General features: G+C 69.7%; 17 protein-coding genes and 1 tRNA gene. 6 read left to right on the top strand and 12 right to left on the bottom strand.

What is annotated here, in order from left to right; translation table 11 throughout:
* Positions 1–35 precede the first annotated feature (35 nt).
* Entirely contained in the window at positions 36–851 is an 816-nt protein-coding gene (locus ACIRQP_RS20745; protein WP_403892021.1) for a class E sortase, read from the top strand.
* 151 nt (positions 852–1,002) lie between these two features.
* Here the strand turns inward: ACIRQP_RS20745 and pknB are convergent, their stop codons facing one another.
* From pknB to ACIRQP_RS20715, 6 genes are all read right to left on the bottom strand, one after another.
* Positions 1,003–3,024, bottom strand: coding sequence for a Stk1 family PASTA domain-containing Ser/Thr kinase (pknB, locus tag ACIRQP_RS20740; protein ID WP_403892018.1), 2,022 nt, complete (start codon positions 3,022–3,024; stop codon positions 1,003–1,005).
* Positions 3,025–3,191: 167 nt separating this feature from the next.
* Positions 3,192–4,658, bottom strand: coding sequence for a peptidoglycan D,D-transpeptidase FtsI family protein (locus ACIRQP_RS20735; RefSeq protein WP_403892015.1), 1,467 nt, complete (start codon positions 4,656–4,658; stop codon positions 3,192–3,194).
* Positions 4,655–6,067, bottom strand: a complete 1,413-nt coding sequence (locus ACIRQP_RS20730; protein WP_403892012.1) for an FtsW/RodA/SpoVE family cell cycle protein — start codon at positions 6,065–6,067, stop codon at positions 4,655–4,657. Before ACIRQP_RS20730 ends, ACIRQP_RS20735 begins: the two co-directional genes overlap by 4 nt.
* A 29-nt stretch (positions 6,068–6,096) precedes the next feature.
* Positions 6,097–7,602 carry a Stp1/IreP family PP2C-type Ser/Thr phosphatase gene (locus tag ACIRQP_RS20725; protein ID WP_403892009.1) on the bottom strand — a complete coding sequence of 502 codons (1,506 nt, stop codon included), beginning with the start codon at positions 7,600–7,602 and terminating at the stop codon, positions 6,097–6,099.
* A gap of 141 nt (positions 7,603–7,743) precedes the next feature.
* On the bottom strand, positions 7,744–8,262 hold the full coding sequence (locus ACIRQP_RS20720) for an FHA domain-containing protein (RefSeq protein WP_403892007.1): 519 nt from the start codon (positions 8,260–8,262) through the stop codon (positions 7,744–7,746).
* A 10-nt stretch (positions 8,263–8,272) separates the two neighbouring features.
* Entirely contained in the window at positions 8,273–9,133 is an 861-nt protein-coding gene (locus tag ACIRQP_RS20715; protein ID WP_403892004.1) for an FhaA domain-containing protein, read from the bottom strand.
* A gap of 315 nt (positions 9,134–9,448) precedes the next feature.
* Here ACIRQP_RS20715 and ACIRQP_RS20710 point away from each other — a divergent pair.
* A tRNA-Leu gene (locus ACIRQP_RS20710) sits at positions 9,449–9,532 on the top strand.
* Between the two features lie 318 nt (positions 9,533–9,850).
* Here ACIRQP_RS20710 and ACIRQP_RS20705 read toward each other — a convergent pair.
* The gene (locus ACIRQP_RS20705; RefSeq protein ID WP_403892002.1) at positions 9,851–10,468 is read right to left on the bottom strand and encodes an FMN-dependent NADH-azoreductase; all 618 of its coding nucleotides are present in this window, start codon (positions 10,466–10,468) and stop codon (positions 9,851–9,853) included.
* 120 nt (positions 10,469–10,588) lie between these two features.
* Here ACIRQP_RS20705 and ACIRQP_RS20700 point away from each other — a divergent pair, with 120 nt between their 5' ends.
* From ACIRQP_RS20700 to ACIRQP_RS20685, 4 genes are all read left to right on the top strand, one after another.
* Positions 10,589–10,939, top strand: coding sequence for a winged helix-turn-helix transcriptional regulator (locus ACIRQP_RS20700; RefSeq protein ID WP_403891999.1), 351 nt, complete (start codon positions 10,589–10,591; stop codon positions 10,937–10,939).
* A 159-nt stretch (positions 10,940–11,098) separates the two neighbouring features.
* Complete coding sequence (locus tag ACIRQP_RS20695) at positions 11,099–12,607, top strand: DUF2252 domain-containing protein (protein ID WP_403891996.1); 1,509 nt, start codon at positions 11,099–11,101, stop codon at positions 12,605–12,607.
* 128 nt (positions 12,608–12,735) lie between these two features.
* Positions 12,736–13,590 carry a J domain-containing protein gene (locus tag ACIRQP_RS20690; RefSeq protein WP_403892137.1) on the top strand — a complete coding sequence of 285 codons (855 nt, stop codon included), beginning with the start codon at positions 12,736–12,738 and terminating at the stop codon, positions 13,588–13,590.
* Between the two features lie 179 nt (positions 13,591–13,769).
* Entirely contained in the window at positions 13,770–14,114 is a 345-nt protein-coding gene (locus ACIRQP_RS20685) for a rhodanese-like domain-containing protein (protein WP_403891993.1), read from the top strand.
* Positions 14,115–14,178: 64 nt separating this feature from the next.
* Here the strand turns inward: ACIRQP_RS20685 and ACIRQP_RS20680 are convergent, their stop codons facing one another.
* The 5 genes from ACIRQP_RS20680 to paaA are packed head-to-tail and all read right to left on the bottom strand — an operon-like array spanning position 14,179 to position 17,841.
* Positions 14,179–15,243 (bottom strand): 2Fe-2S iron-sulfur cluster-binding protein, encoded by a 1,065-nt coding sequence (locus ACIRQP_RS20680; protein WP_403891990.1) that lies wholly within the window; start codon positions 15,241–15,243, stop codon positions 14,179–14,181.
* Entirely contained in the window at positions 15,244–15,801 is a 558-nt protein-coding gene (gene paaD, locus ACIRQP_RS20675; RefSeq protein WP_403891987.1) for a 1,2-phenylacetyl-CoA epoxidase subunit PaaD, read from the bottom strand. It lies immediately after the preceding gene.
* Complete coding sequence (gene paaC / locus ACIRQP_RS20670; RefSeq protein WP_403891984.1) at positions 15,795–16,538, bottom strand: 1,2-phenylacetyl-CoA epoxidase subunit PaaC; 744 nt, start codon at positions 16,536–16,538, stop codon at positions 15,795–15,797. Before paaC ends, paaD begins: the two co-directional genes overlap by 7 nt.
* Positions 16,535–16,825 carry a 1,2-phenylacetyl-CoA epoxidase subunit PaaB gene (gene paaB, locus ACIRQP_RS20665; protein WP_403891981.1) on the bottom strand — a complete coding sequence of 97 codons (291 nt, stop codon included), beginning with the start codon at positions 16,823–16,825 and terminating at the stop codon, positions 16,535–16,537. The genes paaC and paaB overlap by 4 nt, the downstream gene beginning before the upstream one ends.
* Positions 16,822–17,841: a 1,2-phenylacetyl-CoA epoxidase subunit PaaA gene (gene paaA, locus ACIRQP_RS20660; RefSeq protein ID WP_403891976.1), complete on the bottom strand. Its 1,020-nt coding sequence runs from the start codon at positions 17,839–17,841 to the stop codon at positions 16,822–16,824. Before paaA ends, paaB begins: the two co-directional genes overlap by 4 nt.
* Positions 17,842–17,873 lie beyond the last annotated feature (32 nt).

The following is a 17,873-nucleotide window of genomic DNA, read 5'->3' as shown; positions in this document are numbered from 1 at the left end:
CGCGGACAGACTTCAGGGACTTGGGGACGGGTGCGGTGGCAGCGAGTACCGAGCACGACGAGCAGGCCGAGGCACCGCTGCCGCCGGACGGGGGCTCGGGCCGGGAGGACGCGGCGCGCCGGGCCCCGGAGGCGGCCACCGCCTCGGCGCCGGTACGGGCCCTCCGTCCCAGGAGCCGGCTCGCGGCCGCCGTCAGCGTCTTCGGCGAACTGCTCATCACCGCGGGCGTGGTGCTCGGTCTCTTCGTCGCCTACTCGCTGTGGTGGACGAACGTCCTGGCCGACCGCGAGGCCGCCAAGCAGGGCGATGACGTACGCAACGGCTGGGCGCAGGAGAAGAAGCCGGGTGCTGCCCCCCCGACCTACGACTCCGAGGACGGCATCGGCTTTCTGCACGTCCCGGCGATGGGCAGCGGTGAGGTGCTGGTCAAGAAGGGCACCACGACCTCGTCGCTGAACGACGGTATCGCCGGCTACTACACCGAGCCGGTCAAGTCGGCGCTCCCCTGGGACGCGAAGGGCAACTTCACGCTGGCCGCGCACCGGGACGGCCACGGGGCGAGGTTCCACAACATCCACAAGCTCAAGACCGGCGATCCGGTCGTCTTCGAGACCCGCGACACCTGGTACGTCTACAAGGTCTTCAAGGAGCTTCCGAAGACCTCGAAGTACAACGTGGACGTCCTCCAGCCGATCCCCAAGGAGTCGGGGAAGAAGAAGGCCGGCCGCTATCTCACCCTGACGACCTGCACGCCGGTCTACACCTCGGAGTACCGCTACATCGTCTGGGCCGAGCTGGAGCGTACGGAGAAGGTCGACAAGAACCGTACGCCCCCGCCCGAGCTTCGCTAGGGCCTGTCCGGACAGGCCCTGGGCCCTGGCTTCAACGTTCCGCCTGCCCGGCTCACCCAAGCTCTGGGTCCGCCCCTGGGGACGGTACGGAACAGCCCCGGCACCCTTCGCAAGGGTGCCGGGGCTGTTCGCGTTCTGTCTGTCCAGCTTGTCAGTTCTTGTTACGGACGATGGCGCCGGACGGGCCGCCGAAGAAGCCGCCTCCGTTGTTGTCGCCTCCGCCGTTGTTATTACCGTTGCCCTGGCCGCCCATGGTGGTCAGGGTGACGGTGTCGTTCTTGTTGACTTCCTGACCGGGCTGGGGATCGCTGTTTATCACTATGGCGTTGGGGTCGTTCGGCGAGTTCTGCGCGAGGGCGACATTGAGCCCCAGGCCCTGGAGCGTGCCCTGGACCTCTCCGAAGGTCTTGCCGCGGATGTCACCGGGGATCTGGACCTTCTGCTGCTGCGGGCCCTTGGAGACCTTCAGGGTGACCTGAGAGCCGTTGTCGACCTTGGTGCCGCCCTTCGGGTCCTGCTCAAGAACGGTGCCCAGGGGCTGTGGCGAGTCCACGTCGTTCCGTACGACCGTGAAGCCGAGCTGCTGCAGCTGGTTCTGTGCGTTGTCGTAGAGTCCGCCGACCACCGGAGGAACCGGAATCTGGCTCTTGGTAGCGATCGTCAGCGTGACCTTGGACTGCTTCTCGACCATGGAGCCGCCCTCCGGGTCCTGCGAGAGCACCGTCCCGGGATCCTCGTCCGACTCCTCCGTCTTGTAGTCGACCGTGAAGTTCTCGGCCTCCAGGATGTCCGTCGCGCCCTGCTTCTGCTTGTCGGTGACATCCGGGACCTTGACCTGCGGAGCACCCTCCGAGACGACGACCTGGATGGTCTCGCCCTGGCTCATCTTGCCGGTGGCCGGGACCTGGCTGCAGATGGAGCCCTTGGGCACGTCGCAGCGTTCCGAGCCGGACTGCGCGACCTTCACGCTCGCGTTGTCCGCGAGCTGTTGGGCCTCGGTGAGCGTCTTGCCGACGAGTTGGGGGACTTCCAGCTCGGCGGTGCCGCTGTCGCCGCCGAAGACCGACTTGCCGATCAGGATGGCGCCGACCAGTACCAGGACGCCCGCGACGGCCAGCAGGATCGTCGAGGTGTTGGACTTCTTCTGCCGGCGCCGTGCCGGACGGTCGTCGTAGCCGCCGTATCCGCTGTCGTCCGGCCTGACGGGCGGGAGCATGGACGTCTGGCCGCCCGGGTCGCCCTGGCGCATCGCCGTCGTGGGCTGGTCCGGGGGGCCGCCGTATCCGCCGGCGCCGTAGCCGACCGCGCCCATGGCCGCGGTGGCGGCGACGGGCTGGCCGTCGAGGCACGCCTCGATGTCGGCGCGCATCTCGTCGGCGGACTGGTAGCGGTAGTCGGGGTCCTTGACGAGGGCCTTCAGCACGATCGCGTCCATCTCGGGCGTGATCTCCGGGTCGAAGACGCTGGGCGTCTGCGGCTCTTCCCGTACGTGCTGATAGGCGACGGCGACCGGGGAGTCCCCGATGAACGGGGGCCGGACCGTCAGCAGTTCGTAGAGCAGACAGCCGGTGGAGTAGAGGTCGGACCGCGCGTCGACCTGCTCGCCCTTGGCCTGCTCGGGGGAGAGGTACTGGGCGGTGCCGATGACGGCCGAGGTCTGCGTCATCGTCATACCGGAGTCGCCCATGGCGCGGGCGATGCCGAAGTCCATGACCTTGACCTGGCCGGTGCGCGTCAGCATGACGTTGGCCGGCTTGATGTCACGGTGGACGATGCCGTTGCGGTGGGAGTACTCCAGCGCCTGGAGGATGCCGACCGTCATCTCCAGCGTGCGCTCGGGCAGGAGTCTGCGCCCGGAGTGCAGCAGCTCTCTCAGGGTCGAGCCGTCGACGTGCTCCATCACGATGTACGGGAGGGACACCCCGTCGACGTAATCCTCGCCTGTGTCGTAGACCGCGACGATCGCCGGGTGGTTGAGCGAGGCGGCCGACTGGGCCTCTCGGCGGAACCGGGCCTGGAAGGACGGATCGCGGGCGAGGTCCGCCCGGAGCGTCTTCACGGCGACGGTGCGACCGAGCCGGGTGTCATGCGCGAGGTAGACCTCCGCCATGCCACCACGGCCGAGCACCGAGCCCAGCTCGTACCGGCCGCCGAGGCGACGCGGCTCTTCCATAACGTTCCAGCCCTCTCCGTCAGTCCCGACCGCACCCGTGTGTGGTCCGGCGGTGTGCTGTTCGCGCCTACGCTACCGGGCACTCCGCATGCGGTTGGCCCGTAACGGTGACCTGATATACGACCGGTATCGCAATGTGCAGGAATGGACGTGAGCCGTGACCGGCGTCACTTCTTGCTGTCGAGGACGGCCTTCATCACGCTCTTCGCGATGGGGGCCGCGAGGCCGCCGCCGGAGATGTCGTCACGGCTGGCGCCGCTGTCCTCGACGACGACCGCGACGGCGACCGGGGAGCCGTTGTCCGCCTTGGCGTACGAGATGAACCAGGCGTACGGGTTCTTGCTGTTGTTCTCGCCGTGCTGGGCGGTACCGGTCTTGCCGCCGACGGTCACGTTCGGAATGCGCGCGTTTCCGCCGGTGCCCTCGTTGACGACCGTCTCCATCATGCTCTGGAGCTTCTGCGCGTTCTCCTGGGTGAGGGGCCGGCTCAGTTCCTCGGGCTCGTTCTTGTCGAGCACGTCCAGGTTCGGCGCCTCAAGACGGTCGATCATGTACGGCTTCATCAGCTTGCCGTCATTGGCGATCGCGGCGGTGACCATGGCCATCTGGAGCGGGGTGGCACGGGTGTCGAACTGGCCGATCGAGGAGAGCGCGGTCTGGGAGTCGTTCAGCTCCTCGGGGAAGACCGAGGCGTCGGCGCGTACCGGGATGAACTGCTCCTGGTTGAAGCCGAACTTCTTCGCGGTCTCCAGCATCTTTTCCTTGCCGAGGTCCGCGCCGAGCTTGCCGAAGACGGTGTTGCAGGAGACGCGCAGCGCGGTGCGCAGCGTGGCGTTCTTGCAGGGGATGTTGCCCTCGTTCGGCAGCGGGGTGGTGGTCCCGGGCATGATCCACGGCAGCGGGGTGTCGGTGGCCGAGTCGATGTCCGTGACCTGGCCGTGCTCCAGGGCGGCGGCAGCGGTGACCACCTTGAAGGTGGAGCCGGGCGGGTAGGTCTGGCGCAGCGCCCGGTTGAGCATCGGGTCGTCGGGGTTGTTCTTCTTGTCCAGGCCGACCCAGGCCTTGGTGTCCTTGCTGCTGTTTCCGGCGAACGTGGCGGGGTCGTAGCTGGGGGTCGAGGCCAGCGCCAGGATCTTGCCCGTCTGGGGGTCGATCGCGGCGACAGCGCCCTTCTTGTCGCCCAGTCCCTCGAAGGCGGCCTTCTGAGCGGCGCCGCTGAGGGTGGTGACGACGTTGCCGCCCTTCTTCTCCTTGCCGGTGAACATGCCCAGGGTGCGGTCGAAGAAGAGCCGGTCGTCGTTGCCGGTGAGGATACCGTCTTCCAGCTTCTCGATCTGGTTGGCGTCGAAGGCCTGGGAGGCGTAGCCGGTGACGGGCGCCCACATGGGCCCGTTGGTGTATGTGCGCTTGTAGACGAAGTCGGTGTCGTCCGTCTTGACGGAGCCGGTGATGGGCTTGCCGTCGACGATGATGTTGCCGCGCTCGTTGCTGTACCGCTCGATCAGGACGCGCCGGTTGTTCTCGTGCGAGTTCAGCTCGTCGGCGCGGACGTACTGGAGCCAGTTGTCCCGGATCAGCAGAGCGAGGACGAGCAGCCCGCAGAAGATCGCGATGCGGCGCAGGGGCTTGTTCACGGTCGGACCACCTGGGTCATCTCGGCGTCGGGTGAGGGGGCCGGGGCCGGGGCGGGCCGCCGCGCGGTGTCGCTGATACGGATCAGGATGCCGATCAGGGCCCAGTTGGCGAGTACGGAGGAGCCGCCGGCCGCGACGAACGGCATGGTCATACCGGTCAGCGGGATGAGCCCCATGACGCCGCCCGCGACCACGAAGACCTGGATGGCGAAGGCGCTGGAGAGGCCGATGGCGAGGAGCTTGCCGAAGGGGTCGCGGGCGGCGAGGGCGGTACGTACGCCGCGCTCCACGATCAGCCCGTACAGCAGCAGGAACGCCATCGTCCCGGCGAGGCCGAGCTCCTCGCCGACGGTGGTGAGGATGAAGTCGGCGTTGGCGGCGAAGCCGATGAGGTCGGAGTTGCCCTGGCCGAGCCCTGTGCCGAGTGTGCCGCCGGAGCCGAAGGACAGCAGGGCGTCGCCGATCTGCTGGCAGGCGCCGTCGGTGGTGTAGCAGGAGAACGGGTCCTGCCAGGCGTTGACGCGGGCCTGGACGTGCGGTTCGAAGGTGGCGACGCCGACGGCTCCGCCGATCGACATCAGCAGGCCGAAGACGATCCAGCTGGTGCGCTCGGTGGCGACGTAGAGCATGACCACGAAGAGGCCGAAGAAGAGCAGTGAGGTACCGAGGTCGGTCTCGAACACCAGGATGAGGATCGAGAGGGCCCAGATGCCGAGGATCGGTCCGAGGTCGCGTCCGCGGGGCAGGTAGAGCCCCATGAAGCGGCGGCTGGCGAGGGCCAGGGCATCGCGCTTGACCATCAGATAGCCGGAGAAGAAGATCGCGATGATGATCTTCGCGAACTCACCGGGCTGGACATTGAAGCCCGCGATGCTGACCCAGATCTTGGCGCCGTTCCTGGCGGGGAAGAACATGGGCAGGATCAGCAGGAACAGCGCGGCGGCCATCGAGATGTACGTGTAGCGCTGGAGGATGCGGTGATCCTTGAGGAGCATCAGGACGGCCGCGAAGAGCGCGATGCCCAGCGCCGAGTACATCAGCTGCTTCGTCGCGGACGGGCTGAAGGCGCCGAAACTGAGCTCGGCGAGCCGGATGAGCCGGGGTGACTGGTCCAGACGCCAGATCAGCACCAGCCCGAGGCCGTTGAGCAGCGTCGCCAGAGGCAGCAGCAGCGGGTCGGCGTAGCGGGCGAATTTGCGCACCACGAGGTGGGCGACGCCGGCGAGCAGGCCGAGGCCGAGGCCGTAACCGAGCATGCCCGTGGGCACCTTGCCGTTGAGCGCGAGCCCGACGTTCAGGTACGCGAACACCGGGATGGCGACGGCGAAGGCGAGCAGGGCAAGCTCGGTGTTGCGGCGGCTCGGTGCTTCGATGGCGCCGATGGTGGTCGTGTTGGTGACTACGCTCATGGTGGTGAAAGGCCCCCTACGGCCGGCTCCTACTGCTTACCGCAGTTCGAGGCCACTTTCTGCTCCTCTTCCGAGAGGCTGGGGCCCGGAGTGGGAGTGGCTGCTTTCGACTTGGTGTCGGTGGTCTTCGCGGAGGTGTTCGTGCCGGTCGTGCCGCCGGCCTGTCCTTCGCCGGTGACCACACTGGCGTCACGGTCTGCCAGACGGCGCTGCTCGTCCTTCTTGCAGGCCGACGCCTGGACGGCGAGTTCATCGATCTTGTCGCGTCCGCCGGCGAGGCTGCCCTCGGCGATGGTGGCCTCGACCTGCTTGCGCTGGTAGTCCGGCAGGTACTTGAGTTCGATGTCGGTTTCCTTCTCGATCTTCGAGAGGGAGACCCAGCCGAGATCCTGGCTGATACCCCGGTAGAGCGCGACGTGCTCCTTGTTGGCGCCGACGTAGTACTGCGTCTGCGTCCAGTAGTAGCCGCCGTACAGACCGCCGCCGACGATGGCGAGCGCGAGGACGGCGTAGAACGATGTCTTGAGCCACCGGCGGCGCGGGCGGGGCTTGACGAACTCCTCGTCGTCGTAGGCCCCGAAGCCCCCTCCGGGCGGCATTCCGTCGTAGCCGGCGCTGTCGCCGCTGCCGGGCGGGCCGAAGCCGCCCCCGCCGGGCTGCGGCGGTACGGCGCGGCCGAGGCCGGCGGCGCGGCCCGCCGGGGTCTGCATCGCGGCGGCGTTCTCGGCGGAGCTGAGCGGGAGCTGGTTCTCGGCGACCGCCCCGACCACGACCGGGGTGTCGTTGAGCTGCCCGGCCAGGGTGTCGTTGGACTCCACGTCCAGGACGTCGGCCACGATGCAGGTGATGTTGTCGGGGCCGCCGCCGCGCAGCGCGAGCTGGATGAGCGCCTGGATGGTCTCCTGCGGGCCCTGGTAGCTGGCGAGCGTCTCCTCCATCGTCTGGTGGGAGACGACGCCGGAGAGGCCGTCGGAGCAGATCAGATAGCGGTCGCCGGACCGGACCTCACGGATGGAGAGATCGGGCTCGACGTGGTCGCCGCTGCCCAGCGCGCGCATCAGCAGGGAGCGCTGCGGGTGGGTGGTGGCCTCTTCCTCGGTGATCCGGCCCTCGTCGACCAGCCGCTGCACCCAGGTGTGGTCCTGGGTGATCTGGGTCAGTACGCCGTCGCGCAGGAGGTAGGCGCGGGAGTCGCCGACATGGACGAGGCCGAGGCGCTGGCCGGTCCAGAGAAGGGCGGTGAGCGTGGTGCCCATGCCCTCCAGCTGGGGGTCCTCCTCGACCATCACGCGCAGCTGGTCGTTGGCGCGCTGTACCGCCGTGCCGAGCGAGGTGAGGATGTCCGAACCCGGCACATCGTCGTCGAGCTGTACGAGGGTGGAGATCACCTCGGAGGAGGCGACCTCGCCCGCGGCCTGGCCGCCCATGCCGTCGGCGATGGCCAGCAGCCGGGGACCGGCGTAACCGGAGTCCTCGTTTCCCTCCCGGATCATGCCTTTGTGCGATCCGGCGGCGAAGCGCAGAGACAGACTCATGCGCACCTCGCCCGTCGGCTCGCCAGTCGACTGTCGCGCCAGCCGGTCTCGAGCCACACTGCCCACCCTCCGGTCGGGAGCCGGCCGCGGTCCGCCGTGGGTACCGCCGCGGCTCGCTCGCTCCGCTCGCTCATTGTCGTACTACTTCCGCAGCTCGATGACGGTCTTGCCGATGCGGATCGGAGCGCCAAGCGCGATCGGTGTCGGGGTCGTGAGCCGGGTCCGGTCGAGATACGTGCCATTGGTGGAGCCGAGGTCCTCGACGATCCACTGGCCGTCGCGGTCCGGGTAGATCCTGGCATGCCTGCTGGACGCGTAGTCGTCGTCCAGCACGATCGTCGAGTCGTGCGCGCGGCCCAGCGTGATGGTCTGTCCCTGGAGCGCCACCGTGGTGCCTGTGAGATTGCCCTCGGACACGACCAGCTTGGTGGGGGCTCCTCGGCGCTGCCTGCCCCCCTGTTGCTGCTGCTGGCGCTGCTGGGGCGGCGCCGCTGTCTGGCGTGCCTGCTGCGGTCGGGCGTCGGCGTTGCGGCGTGAGCCGCGCTGCGTGACGCGTGTTCCGAACAGGTCGCTGCGGATGACCTGTACGGCCACGATCACGAACAGCCACAGAACGGCCAGAAAACCTAGCCGCATGACCGTCAGGGTCAGCTCTGACATTGCCCCCGCTTCACCCTTCGGCTTGCCTGTAAACGATGGTGGTGTTGCCCACGACGATCCGCGAGCCGTCGCGGAGCGTAGCGCGGGTGGTGTGCTGCCCGTCTACCACGATGCCGTTGGTCGACCCGAGATCCTGGATGGTCGAGGGCGTTCCGGCCCGGATCTCGCAGTGCCTGCGCGATACACCGGGGTCGTCGATCCGTACGTCCGCGTCGGTACTGCGGCCCAGGACGAGCGTCGCGCGGGAGATCTGGTGGCGGGTGCCGTTGATCTCGATCCAGCGGCGTACCTGGCTGTGCGGCAGCACGCCGGGGCCGGGGGCCGGGGCACGGTGCGCCGCGGGCGCGTGGCCGCCGCCGGGCGGCGGGGCGGCCGGCATGGGAGGGACCGCGGCGGGCGGGTACCCGTAACCGCCGGGAGCACCACCCGGAACGCCACCCTGGGGGGAGGCGGGCACCGGGGAGCCCGCGGGACCGCGCTCGGGCGCCTGGGACGTGCTGGACGCCAGCGTGCGGCTGCGGACACGGTACAGGCCGGTGTCGAGATCCTCGGCCTTCTCCAGATGGACCTTGATCGGGCCCATGAAGGTGTAGCGCTGCTGCTTCGCGTAGTCGCGGACGAGTCCGGCCAGCTCGTCGCCGAGCTGGCCGGAGTACGGGCTGAGGCGCTCGTAGTCGGGCGTGCTCAGCTCCACGATGAAGTCGTTGGGTACGACGGTCCGCTCGCGGTTCCAGATCGTCGCGTTGTTGTCGCATTCGCGCTGGAGGGCACCCGCGATCTCGACGGGCTGGACCTCGGACTTGAACACCTTCGCGAAGGTGCCATTGACCAAACCTTCGAGACGCTGTTCGAAACGCTTCATGACTCCCATGGGGCACCTCCTTCGTAGTGGCCGTCCTGGTACTGCTTACTGATCGTATCCACGCGTCGGGAAATCGGCTGGTTCCCCTTGTCTGCCCCGTCGATGAGTGTCACCTCTCACACGGATCGTAGAGGCGGCCTGACGCCAGTGTCCCGCACCCGGGGTGCACTCAGGAGGAGTGGGGGGCGGCCGCTGTTCGTTCCCTGTTCCGCGACCGGGTCATCGAAACAAACGGATGTGAACCCACCCTCGGCACCGTGCTAATCTTCTCGATGTCGCCAGGAGCGCACACCAGCAGGTGAGGCACCGGGCGACACACCCAATGCGCGGGTGGCGGAATAGGCAGACGCGCTGGATTCAGGTTCCAGTGCCCGAAAGGGCGTGGGGGTTCAACTCCCCCCTCGCGCACAGATGGAAGCCCCGTAGGTCATCGACCTACGGGGCTTCTTCGTCGTGCCCTGGGGTTCCTGTGGGTCGGGGGGCGGGGGCCTCGCGGTGTCGCGGGTGTGAGACATGCCTCCCGCGGGCGGGTCCCGCGGGAGGCATGTCTTTGCGCGTGCTGTGTGAGCGCTGTGCGCACGGGGCCGTGCGCGTGAGTGCGCGTGGGCGATGCGCGCGCTTGGGCGCCGGGGCGCTCGGGCTGTGCGCTCGGGCTGTGCGCCTGGGCTGTGCGCTCGGGCTGTGCGCTCGGGCTGTGCGCCTGGGCTGTGCGCTTGGGCTGTGCGCTCAGGCGGCGAGGCGGGCGGCCAGGGCCTTGCCCTTCTGGGCGGCCTCCTCCTCCGCCTTGGCGCGCGACGCCTCGGCGAGCGGAATGAGGTCGGCCATGCCCGGGTTGGTGTGGGCCAGGGTCAGCTCGGGGACGATGAAGTCGATCTGAGTGGTGCCGAACATGTTCGCCAGCACCTTCTCCAGGTAGTTCTGCACGAACTCGCTGTCCTCGCGCGGGGTGCCGGGGGCGTACGAGCCGCCGCGGCTGGCGACGATCGTGAACGGGGTGCCGGCCAGCGGGGCGTCGGGGCGGCCCGCGTTGTGGCCGACGATGATCACCTGGTCGAGCCATGCCTTCAGGGTGGACGGAATCGTGAAGTTGTACATCGGCGCGCCGAGCAGTACGGCGTCCGCCGCGGCCAGTTCGGCGGCCAGTTCCGCGCGCAGCGCGTCGTCCGCGCCCGCGGCGGCGGCGCTGACGTCCAGGTGGGGCAGCGGGGTCGCGGCGAGGTCGCGGTAGATGACCTTGCCGTCGGGGTGCTGCTCCCGCCAGGACTGGACGAAGGCGGCGGTGATGTCCCGCGAGGCGGAGCCTTCGGGGAAGACGGCGGAGTCGATGTGCAGAAGCGTGGCCATGAGGGTCTCCATGAGGGGTGGCGTATGACGGCGAACGGATGGAAGTTCCGTTCGCTCCTATGAATAACATAGTCCCTTACTTTTCTTCATCCCTCATCGGGAAACCAGTACTCTGTGCGTATGGCGGACCACAGTGAGGACGCGTGCAAGAAGGTCGACGTGAGCATCACGCGCGTCTTCGAACTGCTCGGCAAGCGGTGGACCGGGCCGATCATCTCCGTGCTGATGGAACGAGCGGTCTACTTCGCGGAGCTGCGCCGGGCGATCCCCGGCATCAGCGAACGCATGCTCTCGGACCGGCTCACGGAGCTGGGGGCGGCGGGGCTGGTCCTGCGCGAGGTCGATGAGGGGCCGCCGCTGCGGGTCTCGTACCGGCTGACGAAGGCGGGGGCGGCGATGGAACCCGCGCTGAAGGAGCTCTCGTTGTGGGCCGAATCCCATCTGGGAGGGGTCCCGGAGGGCGGCTGCTAGGGCCTGTCCACAGGACCGCCAACGTGGGCGGACCGGCGTTGTCCACAGGGCCGGCCGCGTGAGCGGGCCTGGTTGTCCACAGGGGAAGACGGCGGTCGGGCCCGGCGGTAACGTCGTGTGCTGTTGATCTCGCACGAGTACGGGGGGAGGCGGCACGCCATGGGCGATGTCGGGTCGGCGGTGGAGAAGCCGCGCACGGTTTCTGAGGGCTCGCGTTCCGGGGGCTCGTGGGTTTCCGGGAGCGAGCGCATTCCGGTGGTGCCGGGTTTCGCGCCGCGTACGGCCGTGGACGGGACGCAGACGCCCAAGGGCCGAGGGAAGGCGCTCCGGCGCCGGGTGCCGAGGTCCGCGCACGACTCGGTGGTGTTCATGGCGGGGCGGCCCGACGCCGTGCGCGCCGTCGAGGAGTCGAGCCGGGGCCGGGTGCCCGAGCTGGCGCCGCTGCGGGTGGGGCGGATGGCCGCGACCCCGTTCGCCTTTCTGCGGGGCTCCGCCGGGCTGATGGCCCACGATCTGACGGGCACCCCGGTCACCGGGGTCGGCGCGCAGATATGCGGGGACGCGCACGCGGCGAACTTCGGTCTGTACGGGGACGCGCGCGGGCGGCTCGTCATCGATCTCAATGACTTCGACGAGACCGTGGTCGGCCCCTGGGAATGGGACGTCAAGCGGCTCGCCACCTCACTGGTGCTGGCAGGCCGCGAGGCGGGCGCGGACGAGGACACCTGCCGGCAGGGGGCGCACGACGCGGTGGGTGCCTACCGGCGGACGATGCGGCTGCTGGCGAAGCTTCCCGTGCTCGACGCGTGGAACGCCATCGCGGATGAGGAGCTGGTCTCGCACGCGGACGCGCGCGATCTGGTCGGCACGCTGGAACGCGTATCGGAGAAGGCGCGCAACAACACAAGTGCGCGGTTCGCGGCCAAGTCCACCGAGACGGTGTCCGGCGATGGCGAGGGCGAGGGCAGGGGCGCCGGCCGGGCCGCGCGGCGGTTCGTGGACGCGCCGCCCGTCCTGCGGCGGGTGTCCGACGAGGAGGCGGCGGCCGTCGCCGCCTCGCTGGAGGAGTATCTGGGCACGCTCTCGGAGGACCGGCTGCCGCTGCTCGCGCGGTACGCGATCCAGGATGTGGCGTTCCGGGTGGTCGGTACCGGCAGTGTCGGGACGCGGTCGTATGTGGTGCTGCTCCTCGACCACCGGGGTGAGCCGCTGGTGCTCCAGGTGAAGGAGGCGCGGGCATCCGCCCTGCTGCCTCATCTGCCGGCCGTGGGGTTCGAGGCGCCCGAGGCGGTGCACGAAGGGCGCCGTGTGGTGCTCGGGCAGAAGCGGATGCAGGTGGTCAGCGACAGCCTGCTGGGGTGGACGACGGTCCGGGGCAGGCCCTGTCAGGTACGGCAGTTCAGGAACCGCAAGGGGAGCGTGGACCCGGCGGCGCTTCCGGCCGACCAGATAGACGACTACGGACGGATGACCGGCGCGTTGCTGGCCAGGGCCCATGCGCACAGCGTGGATCCGCGGCTGATCGCCGGATACTGCGGCAAGAGCGAAGAGCTGGACGGGGCCGTGGCGGCCTTCGCCATGGCATACGCGGACCGTACGGAGGCGGACCACGCCGACCTGCTGGCGGCCGTCAGGAGCGGGCGGGTAGCGGCCGAGCTGGACCAGTAGGTCCCGAGGTGACGTCGTCCGGCCGGGGTGCGGTCCCCCGGCAGACGTGACTTCGGACTTCCGGGTCCAGGGGGGACGGCCCGGGGCGGGGCGGGGGCCATCGCGTTCGCCCTTACGCTGGACGGGTGATGCACGACGCCCCTGGGGAGCCGACGATCCGAAACGACGATGAGCAGGACGTACGAGACGCGCCCGACGCGGGGGTGGCGCCGCGTCCGGAGGCCCGGCTGGAGACGGCCGTGCGCGCCGCTGAGCAGGCGCTGATCGAGTTCGAGATCGCGCTGGAGACCTTCCGGATCGAGGTGGAGAACTTCTCCCGCCTGCACCACCAGCGGCTCGGCCCGATGTATGCCCGGCTCGACGAGCTGGACGCGATGATCGCCGAGGCCCGCGCGGCGCGCACCGGCGATCCGGAGGATCTGCGCAAGGCGCGCGAGGCCCGTGCGCTGGTGCAGCCGATGCCGGGCGTGGAGGAGCTGTTCCACGACTGGCTCGACTCCGACGGCCTGTCGCCCGAGGCGGCGGCGATGCTGACGGATCAGCCGGTGCGGCCGCCCAAGCGGGTCAGGCCGAGCGACGAGGCCCGCAAGCTCTATCGCGATCTGGTGCGCAAGGCGCATCCGGATCTGGCGCAGGACGAGAAGGAGCGGGCACGGCGTGAGGAGTTCCTCACACGCGTGAACGCCGCCTATGGGCGCGGGGACGAGCCGCTGCTCCAGGAACTCGTCGCGGAATGGGCGGCGGGGCCGGCGCCGCGGGCTCCCCGGCTGAGCGAGAGCGAGGAGCTCTATGCGCGGCTGGAGTGGCTGGCACAGCGCAAGGAGATGCTGACGGTGGTCGCCAAGGAACTGGAGGAGAGCGCGATCGGCGCGATGCTCAGGATGGCTCCGGACGACCCGGACCGGCTGCTGGAGGAGATCGCCGAGCAACTGCTCGCGGAGGTCTCCGAGCGTGAGACGGAACTGGCCAGGCTGGTGCAGTAGGTTTTTTTCGGAGCCCCCGGCCGGGAGCCCGCTGATCCGGGCGGGAGCCCGCTGGTCTGCTCGCAAGCCCGCTGGTCCGTCCGGGAGCCCGTGAGGCCGGTGCCGGTCCCCAGGTCCTGGTCCTGGTGCTGGTCCGGAACTCCGCTCGCCCCGGTCACGTATGAGAGAAGGCGCTACCCATGAACTTCGCCCCGCTGCCCTCGGTCGATGTCGCGGCGGTCCCGGCCGACGGACTGGTGCTGGATGTCCGGGAGACCGACGAGTGGGCGGCCGGCCATGTCGAGGGCGCGCTGCATGTCCCGATGAGCGACTTCGTGGCCCGCTTCGGTGAGGTGACCGAGGCGGTGGCCGAGGGCCGTAGGGCCTATGTCATGTGCCGGGTCGGCGGCCGGTCCGCCCAGGTCACCCAGTATCTGGTTCAGCAGGGCGTCGACGCGGTGAACGTGGACGGCGGAATGCTCGCCTGGGACGGCGCCGGGCGTCCGATGGTCACCGACAACGGCAGCCCGGCGTTCGTCCTCTGAGACCCGACCCAGGGCCCTTCCTGGGCGGGAGTGAGCCGGGACCCGGCTCGGCGGTCACGGTCGCTCAGCGATCGAAGTCCAACTCCACTTCCGTGGTGGCCGGATGGGACTGGCAGGCCAGTACATAGCCCGCTTCCGTCTCTTCCGGTTCGAGCGCGTAGTTGCGGTCCATCCTGACCTCGCCCGAGACCAGGAACGCCCGGCAGGTCCCGCAGACCCCGCCCTTGCAGGCGTACGGCGCGTCCGCGCGGCTGCGCAGCACGGTCTCCAGCAGGGAATCCCCGTCCCTGACAGGCCAGCTGCCCGAGCGGCCGTCGAGGGTCGCGGTGAGCGTGCTGTGCGCGGGGACCGGAGCGGCGGCCGTGCCCGGCGCCGCCGTGGTCGCGGCCATCGCGTCGTCGACGTGGAAGATCTCCTGGTGGATACGGCCGCGGGCCACGCCGAGACCGCGCAGCGCTCGTTCGGCGCCGACCACCAGACCCAGCGGACCGCAGAGGAACCAGCCGTCGACCTCGGCGACCGGCAGCAGCGCGGGCAGCAGTTCCGTCAGCCGCTCCCGGTCCAGCCGGCCGGACGGCAGCCCCGCCTGCTGCTCCTCCCTGGAGACCACGCTGACCAGCTGAAACCGGTCCGGATAGCGGTCCTTGAGATCGGCGACCTCCTCCAGGAACATCGTGGACGCGACGGTCCTGTCACTGCGGACCAGACAGAACCGGGCACCGGGCTCCCGCGCCAGCAGGGTGGCCGCGATCGACAGCACCGGCGTGATGCCGCTGCCGCCGACGACCGCCGCGAAGTGCCCGGCGCGCGGCTCCAGCGTGAAACGGCCTGTCGGCTCCATGACGTCGACCAGGTCGCCCACGGCGAGTTCCTTGAGGGCGTACGTCGAGAACTCGCCGCCCTCGACCAGCCGGATCCCCACCCGCAGCACGGGATCGGCTCCGGCGGGCGCGCAGATCGAGTACGTACGCCGGATCTCCTCGCCCTGCTCGTCGGTACGGCGCAGGGCGATGTGCTGGCCGGGGGTGTGGCGGAAGGATTCGCGCAGCTCGGGCGGGACGGTGAAGGTGACGGCCACCGCGTCGTCCGTGAGCGGCTCGACCTCGCTGACCCGGAGCGGATGGAACATCTACAACTCCTTGAAGTGGTCGAACGGTTCACGGCAGGCCGCGCAGCGGCGCAGCGCCTTGCACGCGGTGGAGGAGAACCTGCTCAGCAGCTCGGTGTTGGTCGAGCCGCAGTGCGGGCAGCGGATGGAGAGCGAGAGCGGTACAGGCCCGTCCGCGCCGTGGGGGCGGGGCGGGGCTATGCCGAACTCCGCGAGCTTGCGTCGGCCCTCGGCGCTGATGTCGTCCGTCGACCAGGCAGGGGAGAGGACCGTGACGACCGAGACGTCCGGTATGCCGCGCTCACGCAGCACGCGCTCGATGTCCTCGGACATCGTCTCGATGGCCGGGCAGCCCGTGTAGGTCGGGGTCAGCTCGACCCGGACCTGGCCGGGGCCCGACATCACGACCGTACGCAGCACGCCCAGCTCCTCCAGCGTCAGCACCGGCAGCTCGGGGTCGGGCACCGCCCCGGCGAGCGCGCGCAGTTCGGTCTCCAGCGCGGTCGGTCGCGTATCGCCCGAAGTGCCCGGGGCGGAGGGCGAGGAGGGGGCGGTCCGGGAGCCCGTGCCGGTCACCATGACGCGCCCGGGTGGCTGCGGTGCAGATGCTGCATCTCGGCGAGCATCGGCCCGAACGGTTCCGTGTGCAGTCCCTGCCGGCCCGCGCCCGCCCGCCAGGCGCCGGAGCGCGGCCCATCGGGCAGCGGCAGCGTCGCCCGCTCCAGCACGCCGGTGACGGATTCGCGCCAACTGTCCTCCAGGGCCGGCCAGTCGACCTCCAGCCCCTCCACCGGCTCGAACATCTCACCGGTGAACCGCCACAGCGACCCACAGGCCCGCGCCATCCGCTCATGGCTCTCGGCCGTGCCGTCGCCGAGCCGCAGCGTCCACTGCGCGGCGTGATCCTGGTGGTAGGCGACCTCCTTGACGGCCTTGGCCGCGAGGCCGGTGAACGCGCTGTCCCCGGCGGCCAGCTGCCGGTACAGGAAGAGCTGGCAGGTGGAGAAGTAGAGCTGGCGGGCGATCGTTTGGGCGAAGTCGCCGTTGGGCTGCTCGACCAGCTGGAGATTTCGGAAAGCCCGCTCCTCGCGCAGATAGGCCAGTTGGTCCTCGTCCCCGACGAGGGAGAGCAGGATCCGTGCCTGGCCGAGCAGATCCAGCGCGATATTGGCGAGCGCGACCTCCTCCTCCAGCACGGGCGCGTGTCCCGCCCACTCGCCCAGCCGGTGCGAGAGCACCAGGGCGTCATCGCCGAGCGCGAGGGCCGCGGCCCGGGGCGGGGCGGTCAGCGGGGCACTCGCCGGTGCGTCGTTCACAGGTGCTTCACCTCTTCCGGGATCGCGTAGAAGGTCGGGTGCCGGTAGGGCTTGTCGGCGGCCGACGCGAAGAACGGGTCCTTCTCGTCGGGGGAGGAGGCGGTGATGGCCGAGGACGGGACGACCCAGATCGAGACCCCTTCGTTGCGCCGGGTGTAGAGATCGCGCGCGTTGCGGAGGGCCATCTCCGCGTCCGGGGCGTGCAGGCTCCCCGCGTGGGTGTGGGACAGCCCGCGGCGGGAGCGTACGAACACCTCCCACAGCGGCCAGTCGGTCGAGCTGCTCATGCCGTCGCCTCCATCATCCGGACCTTGTCCTCCGCCATCACGCCGTCGGCGCCGCGCTTCGCCGCGTACGCCGCCGCCGCGTCCCGTACCCAGGCACCCTCTTCGTGCGCCCGGCGGCGCTGGGTGATGCGCTGCTCGTTGCAGGGGCCGTTGCCCTTCAGGACCTCGCGGAACTCGGCCCAGTCGATGGCGCCGAAGTCATGCCGGCCCCGCTCCTCGTTCCAGCGGAGATCCGGATCCGGGAGGGCCAGCCCGAGGGCCTCGGCCTGCGGGACGCAGATGTCCACGAAGCGCTGCCGCAGCTCGTCGTTGGAATGCCGCTTGATCTTCCAGGCCATTGACTGCGCGGAGTGGGCCGACTCGTCGTCCGGCGGGCCGAACATCATCAGCGACGGCCACCACCAGCGGTTCACCGCGTCCTGCGCCATGTCGTGCTGCGCCGGGGTCCCATTGCTGAGCGCGAGCAGCAGCTCGTACCCCTGCCGCTGGTGGAAGGACTCCTCCTTGCAGATCCGGACCATCGCGCGGGCGTAGGGGCCGTAGGAGCAGCGGCACAGCGGCACCTGGTTGGTGATCGCCGCGCCGTCCACCAGCCAGCCGATCGCGCCGACATCGGCCCAGGTCAGCGTCGGATAGTTAAAGATCGACGAGTACTTCTGGCGGCCGGTGTGGAGCTTGTCGAGCAGCTCCTCGCGGCCGGTGCCCAGCGTCTCGGCCGCGCTGTAGAGATACAGGCCGTGTCCCGCCTCGTCCTGCACCTTGGCCATCAGGATCGCCTTACGGCGCAGCGACGGAGCGCGCGTGATCCAGTTCGCCTCCGGCTGCATGCCGATGATCTCGGAGTGGGCATGCTGCGCGATCTGGCGGACCAGCGACGCGCGGTACGCCTCGGGCATCCAGTCGCGCGGCTCGATGCGCTCATCGGCGGCCACCGCGGCGTCGAACACCGCCTCGAACCCCTCCGCCGTCGTCTCCATCGTCGCTTCCCCAGCTGTCCTCGCGGTCACTGCCGTCATCCGGGCCCCCTACCGACCGATCGTTCGGTTCA

Source organism: Streptomyces sp. NPDC102274 (assembly GCF_044766385.1).
Taxonomy (GTDB): Bacteria; Actinomycetota; Actinomycetes; order Streptomycetales; family Streptomycetaceae; genus Streptomyces.
This window is presented reverse-complemented; position numbering and strand designations above follow the sequence as displayed.

Bases quoted from the DNA above. Each gene is read 5' to 3' on its own strand.
- ACIRQP_RS20720 (WP_403892007.1), bottom strand. From the start codon at position 8,262: ATGTCAGAGCTGACCCTGACGGTCATGCGGCTAGGTTTTCTGGCCGTT.
- pknB (WP_403892018.1), bottom strand. From the start codon at position 3,024: ATGGAAGAGCCGCGTCGCCTCGGCGGCCGGTACGAGCTGGGCTCGGTG.
- ACIRQP_RS20715 (WP_403892004.1), bottom strand. From the start codon at position 9,133: ATGGGAGTCATGAAGCGTTTCGAACAGCGTCTCGAAGGTTTGGTCAAT.
- paaB (WP_403891981.1), bottom strand. From the start codon at position 16,825: ATGAGCAGCTCGACCGACTGGCCGCTGTGGGAGGTGTTCGTACGCTCC.
- ACIRQP_RS20690 (WP_403892137.1), top strand. From the start codon at position 12,736: ATGCACGACGCCCCTGGGGAGCCGACGATCCGAAACGACGATGAGCAG.
- ACIRQP_RS20700 (WP_403891999.1), top strand. From the start codon at position 10,589: ATGGCGGACCACAGTGAGGACGCGTGCAAGAAGGTCGACGTGAGCATC.
- ACIRQP_RS20685 (WP_403891993.1), top strand. From the start codon at position 13,770: ATGAACTTCGCCCCGCTGCCCTCGGTCGATGTCGCGGCGGTCCCGGCC.
- ACIRQP_RS20725 (WP_403892009.1), bottom strand. From the start codon at position 7,602: ATGAGTCTGTCTCTGCGCTTCGCCGCCGGATCGCACAAAGGCATGATC.
- ACIRQP_RS20730 (WP_403892012.1), bottom strand. From the start codon at position 6,067: ATGAGCGTAGTCACCAACACGACCACCATCGGCGCCATCGAAGCACCG.
- paaD (WP_403891987.1), bottom strand. From the start codon at position 15,801: ATGGTGACCGGCACGGGCTCCCGGACCGCCCCCTCCTCGCCCTCCGCC.
- ACIRQP_RS20680 (WP_403891990.1), bottom strand. From the start codon at position 15,243: ATGTTCCATCCGCTCCGGGTCAGCGAGGTCGAGCCGCTCACGGACGAC.
- ACIRQP_RS20705 (WP_403892002.1), bottom strand. From the start codon at position 10,468: ATGGCCACGCTTCTGCACATCGACTCCGCCGTCTTCCCCGAAGGCTCC.
- ACIRQP_RS20695 (WP_403891996.1), top strand. From the start codon at position 11,099: ATGGGCGATGTCGGGTCGGCGGTGGAGAAGCCGCGCACGGTTTCTGAG.
- paaA (WP_403891976.1), bottom strand. From the start codon at position 17,841: ATGACGGCAGTGACCGCGAGGACAGCTGGGGAAGCGACGATGGAGACG.